Source organism: Bauldia sp., from assembly GCF_020442045.1.
GTDB lineage: Bacteria > Pseudomonadota > Alphaproteobacteria > Rhizobiales > Kaistiaceae > Bauldia.
In genome coordinates, this window is sequence record NZ_JAGRLA010000045.1 from 1 (window position 1) to 6,077 (window position 6,077).

Here is a 6,077-nt window from a genome sequence, read left to right on the forward strand (position 1 = left end):
CTCGTCTCTCCCGCCCGGCACCGGCCTCGCCATGGCTTCGGCGGATTTCGCCGTCGTCTGACCGCCCCCCGTCACGGCTTTTCCTTGTCGGGAAAAACTCACCCCGGCGCGGCGTCGATGATCCTGAGGCTTGGTTGGGTCCGCCCCTGCCAGCGGTCGACCGAGAGCGTACCGGCGACATGCAGGGCCTGTCCCCGCGAATCCAGCAGCGCCCGCCCCAGCTCCGTATCGGCCGCCCGGAACGCCATCGCCTTGAGCGCGGTACCGTCCGGTGACTTGAGGGCCGCACGGACATGGCCGTTGCCGATCGTCTCGACATAGCCCAGCCGGTGCATGGGAAAGGCGAAGACCGGCTCCGGATGGCCGGTGCCGAAAGGCCCGGCCTGCTCGACCAGCCCGATGAGGTCGACGGTCGCTCCGGTCGCCGCCAGCGCGGCGTCGATCGCGAGGCTCCCGACCGCGTCGCCACCGGCGATTGAAGATGCCTGATCGGCGAGGAAGCCGCGCAGGTCGCCCAGGCGGGATCGCTCGACGGTCAGGCCGGCAGCCATGGCATGCCCTCCGCCCTTGACCAGGATCCCCTCCTCCACCGCCCGGCGGACCAGCCGGCCGAGATCGATGCCCGGCACCGACCGGCCCGAGCCGGCGCCGAGGCCGTTCGGCTGGATGCCGACCGCCACCGCCGGTCGCTGGAAACGATCCTTGAGCCGCGAGGCGATCAGCCCGACGACGCCCGGATGCCAGGTCTCGCTGGCGGTTACCAGCACGGCCGGCCCCTCGCCCGAGCCGATCTCGGCCTCGGCTTCCGCCACCGCCTCTTCCAGCATCGCCGTCTCCAGCGCCTGCCGCTCGCGGTTCAGCCGGTCGAGCTCCACCGCGATCGCCTCCGATTCCGCCGGATCGTCGCTGGCCAGAAGCCGTGCCCCGAGCGCCGCGTCGCCGATCCGCCCGCCGGCATTGATCCGTGGCCCGAGCACGAAACCGAGGTGATAAGGCGATGGCGGACCGCCGAGCCGCGACACGTCGGCGAGTGCCGCCAGCCCCGGATTCTCTCGCCGTGCCATGGCGCGCAATCCCTTGGAGACGAAGGCGCGATTGAGCCCGACGAGCGGCACCACGTCGCAAACCGTGCCGAGCGCCACCAGGTCGAGCCACTGCAGGAGATCGGGCTCGCGCCGCGACGCTCCGAAATGGCCGCGGCCGCGCAGGATGCGATTGACCGCGACGGCGGTCAGGAAGGTCACGCCGACCGCCGCCAGGTAGCCGAGCCCGGAGAGATCGTCCTGCCGGTTGGGATTGACGACCGCCTCGGCCGGCGGCAGGTCGTCGCCGACCTGATGATGGTCGATCACCACCACGCCGAGGCCGAGCTTGCCGGCTTCCGCAAGCGCGTCGAAGCTGGTCGAGCCACAATCGACGCAGACCACCAGCCGCGTCCCCGCCGCCGCCAATTTGGCCATCGCCTCGGGATTCGGGCCATAGCCCTCGAAGATACGGTCGGGAATGTAGATGGCCGCATCGACGCCAACCGCGCGGAGATAGCGCGAGAGCAGCGCGGCCGAGGTTGCACCGTCGACGTCATAGTCGCCGAAGATGGTGATCGCCTCGCCGGCGGTCACCGCATCGGCGATCCGTTCCGCCGCCGCGTCCATGCCGGTCAGGACGGAGGGATCGGGCATCAGCCGTTTCAGGGCCGGGTCGAGGAAATCCGGCACGCTGTCGGCATCTATGCCCCGGCCCGCCAGGATCCGTGCGACGATCTCCGTCGTACCGTGCCGTTGCGCGATTGTCTGGGCAAGCCGCGCCGCGCCGGCGTCGAGCCGCTCCACCCAGCGCCGGCCGGTTATCGAGCGCTCCACGCCGAGAAAGGCACGGTCCTTGCGGGCATGATCGAGCGTTTGCAGCACCTCGGGGATCGTCCGTTCAGCGGAAAACCACCGGAGTCTAACCTGATTCGCACCCGTTCATCGGCGGGTCGCCGGCAACCCGGATCAGAGCGCGTCGTCGAACTTTTCGAGGTCCTGGTGCTCGGCCTTGATCCATCGCACCGTCCCGGAAGACGAGCGCATCACGACCGTATTCGTGATCACCGCGCGTCGCCCGAAGCGGACGCCGGCGAGAAGATTGCCATCGGTGACGCCGGTTGCCGCGAAAAGCACGTCGCCGCGCGCCATTTCACCCATCTCGTATTTCCGGTCGATGTCCTCGATCCCCATCCGGTGCGCCCGTTCCCGCTGTTCGCCGGAGTTGATCACCAGCCGGCCCTGCATCTGGCCGCCGATGCAGCGAAGCGCCGCGGCCGCCAATACGCCTTCCGGAGCGCCGCCGATACCCAGGTAGATGTCGACGCCGGTTTCGTCCGGACTGGTCGCGTGGATGATCCCCGCGACGTCGCCGTCGCCGATCAGCCGGATCGCCGCGCCGGTCGCCCGGACCTCTTCCACCAGCCGCGCATGGCGGGGGCGGTCGAGGATGCAGGCGGTGATCTCGTTGACCGGAACGCCCTTGGCCTCGGCCAGCGCCCTGATGTTGTCATCGGCCGAGGCGTCGAGATCGACGAGGCCCTTTTCGTAGCCCGGACCGATCGCGATCTTGTCCATGTAGACGTCGGGCGCGTTGAGCAGGCTCCCCTCCTCGGCGATCGCGATCACCGCGAGCGAGTTGGGCAGGTTCTTGGCGGCTATCGTCGTCCCTTCGAGCGGATCGAGCGCGATATCGACCCGCGGGCCGGTCTTGGTGCCCACCTCCTCGCCGATATAGAGCATCGGCGCTTCATCCCGCTCGCCCTCGCCGATCACCACCGTGCCGTGGATCGGCAACTGGTTGAGCTCGCTGCGCATGGCATCGACGGCGGCCTGGTCGGCGGCGACCTCGTCGCCCCGGCCGCGAAGCCGCGCGGCGGCCACGGCCGCCCGCTCGGTAACGCGTACCAGTTCAAGCGTCAGGATACGATCGAGCGCCGGCCCCTTGGGAAAGCGCATGCTGTCGTTCATCTTTCGCGTCTCCGCCCCGCCCGAAAGGGAATCAGGTGAACTGTTCGATCCGTATCATCTGCGGATCATCCGCGATATGGCCGTCCGCCTTGATGGTCTCAAGGGCCGCGCGCATTTCGGCTTCCGTCGTTTCGTAGGTGATCATGATCACCGGCGCCGGCGCGACGGGTATCAGGTGGCCCGGAGCAGCGGTCCGCGGCGCCCGATGCCGCTGGACGATCGACTCCAGCGATATGCCGCGATCGGCCATCCGCTGCGAGATCGCGGCAAAGGCGCCCGGACGATCGTAGACCGAAAGCCGCACATAATAGCCGCCCTCATGGGCGCGCATCGTCGCGCGCCGGTATGGTTCGAGGTCGGAGGCGGGACGCCCGAAGGTTCCGACGCGGTCGCCGCGGGCGATGTCGGCGATATCGCTGACAACCGAGGACGCCGTCGCATCGCCGCCGGCGCCGGGGCCGGACAACACCAGCTGGCCGACGAAATCCGCCTCGACCGCGACAGCATTGGTGACCCCGTCGATCCGGGCGATCGCGGATGTCCGCGGCACCATCGCCGGATGAACCCGCTGCTCGATGCCGGAATCGGTCCGGCAAGCGACGCCGAGAAGCTTGATCCGGTAGCCGAGCTCGTCGGCCGCCTCGATGTCGGCGCTGGTGATCGAGGAGATGCCCTCGACGTAGATGGCGCTGGCATCGACCTCGGTGCCGAAGGCGATCGAGGTCAGCAGCGCCAGCTTGTGGGCCGCGTCCTGGCCGCCGATGTCGAAGCTCGGATCGGCCTCGGCATAGCCGAGCTTCTGCGCCTCGGCGAGACAGTCCTCGAAGCTGAGGCGCTCCTGCTCCATCCGTGTGAGGATGTAGTTGCTGGTGCCGTTGAGGATGCCGTAGATGCGGCTCACGGTATTGCCGGCAAGCGACTCCCGCAGCGTCTTGATGATCGGGATGCCGCCCGCCGCGGCCGCCTCGAAATTGAGGCTTGCCGCTCCGTCTTCGGCGAGCCGGGCGAGCGCGTTGCCGTGTTCGGCGAGCAACGCCTTGTTGGCCGTCACCACGTGCTTGCCGACACCGAGCGCCGCTTCGACCGACGCCTTGGCGGCACCGTCCGCGCCACCAATCAGCTCGACGAAGATATCGTTGCCGGGATCGCGGGCAAGCGCCACCGGATCGTCGAACCACTCCATCCCGGATGTGTCGATGCCGCGATCCCTGCCGATGTCGCGCGCCGAGACACCCGACACGACAATCGGCCGGCCGCTGCGCACCGCGAGGTCGTTGCCATGGCGCGTGATCAGCCGCACCAGCGAGGCGCCGACCGTCCCGAGTCCGGCGACCCCGATCCTGATCGGCGCGTTCACTTCCATGATCTTGCTCGCGAATCCTGGCTGGGAGGGATCGCTGCGGCGCTCGACAAGGCCCCGCGGCCGATCCCCGCCGGTGGGAAGAATTGGCGGCCTTTCAGACAGGCAGTCGTGCCGCGTCAGCGGGCCGCGCTCAACGGGACGACGTTGTGCAACGTTTTGTCCGCCGATTCAAGGAAACGCCGGAGGTTGCGGCCGGCCTGGCGGATGCGCTGCTCGTTCTCGACCAGGGCGATCCGCACGTAGTCGTCGCCGTGCTCGCCGAAGCCGATGCCCGGCGCGACCGCGACATCCGCCTTTTCGATCAGGAGCTTGGAGAATTCGAGCGAGCCGAGGCCGCGGAATTTTTCCGGAATCGGCGCCCAGGCGAACATCGAGGCCGACGGCGGCGGGATGTCCCAGCCGGCCCGCGCGAAGCTGTCGACCAGCACGTCGCGGCGCCGCTTGTAGGTGGCGCGCATCTCCTCGATGCATTCCTGCGGGCCGTTGAGCGCCGCGGTCGCGGCGACCTGCACCGGCGTGAAGGCGCCATAGTCGAGGTAGGATTTCACCCGGCCGAGCGCCGAGATGAGCCGTTCGTTGCCGACCGCGAAGCCGATCCGCCATCCGGCCATCGAGAAGGTCTTCGACATCGAGGTGAACTCGACCGCGACATCCATGGCGCCCGGCGCCTGCAGGATGGAAGGCGGCGGCTGGTCGTCGAAATAGACTTCCGAATAGGCGAGATCGGAGAGCACGATGAGCTCGTTGCGCCGCGCGAAGCTGACCAGGTCGCGATAGAAATCGAGATCGGCGACATGCGCCGTCGGGTTGGACGGATAGCAGACAACGACCGCGATCGGCTTGGGGATCGAATGCACCACGGCCCTTTCAAGCGCGCGGAAGTAGTCCTCGTCCGGCGCCGCTGGCAGGGCGCGGATGACGCCACCGGCCATCAGGAAGCCGAAACCGTGGATCGGATAGCTCGGGTTGGGGCACAGCACCACGTCGCCCGGCGCGGTGATCGCCTGGGCCATGTTGGCGAAGCCTTCCTTGGACCCGATGGTGACGATCACCTGGCTGTCGGGATCGACCTTCACGCCGAAGCGCCGGTCGTAATAGGCGGCCTGGGCGCGCCGCAGGCCACCTATGCCGCGCGATGCGGAATAGCCGTGCGTATCCTCGCGCCGCGCCGTGTCGGCGAGCTTCTCGACGATATGCGGCGGGGTCGGCAGGTCGGGATTGCCCATGCCGAGGTCGATGATGTCGGCGCCTCCGGCCCGCGCCCGCGCCTTCAGCCGGTTGACCTGTTCGAACACATATGGCGGCAGCCGCCGCACGCTGTAGAATTCACTCATGGCCTGTTCCGTCCCGTCGTATCAGTCTTCCGGCGCGCATTCCGGATAAAGAGCGGCGGCGCCTTCTTGAGAGCATTTTTCGATCTGTTTCAAGGCCTGCTCGCCGTGGGTCTGCGCTTCCTCGGCGAGCGCATTCGCCGAACCGGCCGGCTTCGGCGCGGATCCGCCCTGCTTGGCGCGCAGCGCCTCGAGCTCCTGGATGATCTTGGTCCGCTCCTCCGGCGGCAACAGCGTGCCCTCCGGCTGCTGCGGCGTCACGTTGATGTTCGGATAGCCCTTTGACGGCACCTCCTCCGTCGCCGATACCGGAATCGGCTCCGGGGTGGCGGGCTTCGGCGCGGTCGCAACCGGCGCCGGCTGGGGTGCCGCCGCCTTGACCACGGGCGC

At 68.5% G+C, this 6,077-nt stretch carries 4 protein-coding genes and 1 pseudogene; all 5 read right to left on the minus strand.

What is annotated here, in order from left to right:
• Positions 1 to 98: 98 nt before the first annotated feature.
• Complete coding sequence (gene recJ / locus KDJ86_RS05200) at positions 99 to 1,907, minus strand: single-stranded-DNA-specific exonuclease RecJ (RefSeq protein ID WP_291743696.1); 1,809 nt, start codon at positions 1,905 to 1,907, stop codon at positions 99 to 101.
• Between the two features lie 84 nt (positions 1,908 to 1,991).
• On the minus strand, positions 1,992 to 2,993 hold the full coding sequence (glpX, locus tag KDJ86_RS05205; RefSeq protein ID WP_291743697.1) for a class II fructose-bisphosphatase: 1,002 nt from the start codon (positions 2,991 to 2,993) through the stop codon (positions 1,992 to 1,994).
• A gap of 31 nt (positions 2,994 to 3,024) precedes the next feature.
• On the minus strand, positions 3,025 to 4,356 hold the full coding sequence (locus tag KDJ86_RS05210; RefSeq protein ID WP_521085258.1) for a homoserine dehydrogenase: 1,332 nt from the start codon (positions 4,354 to 4,356) through the stop codon (positions 3,025 to 3,027).
• A gap of 116 nt (positions 4,357 to 4,472) precedes the next feature.
• Positions 4,473 to 5,690 carry an LL-diaminopimelate aminotransferase gene (locus KDJ86_RS05215; RefSeq protein WP_291743699.1) on the minus strand — a complete coding sequence of 406 codons (1,218 nt, stop codon included), beginning with the start codon at positions 5,688 to 5,690 and terminating at the stop codon, positions 4,473 to 4,475.
• 21 nt (positions 5,691 to 5,711) lie between these two features.
• A pseudogene (locus tag KDJ86_RS05220) lies at positions 5,712 to 6,077 on the minus strand (hypothetical protein); the annotation flags it as partial.

Excerpts from the sequence above, each read along its gene's own strand:
- KDJ86_RS05215 (WP_291743699.1), bottom strand. The coding sequence starts at position 5,690 with ATGAGTGAATTCTACAGCGTGCGGCGGCTGCCGCCATATGTGTTCGAA.
- KDJ86_RS05210 (WP_521085258.1), bottom strand. The coding sequence starts at position 4,356 with ATGGAAGTGAACGCGCCGATCAGGATCGGGGTCGCCGGACTCGGGACG.
- glpX (WP_291743697.1), bottom strand. The coding sequence starts at position 2,993 with ATGAACGACAGCATGCGCTTTCCCAAGGGGCCGGCGCTCGATCGTATC.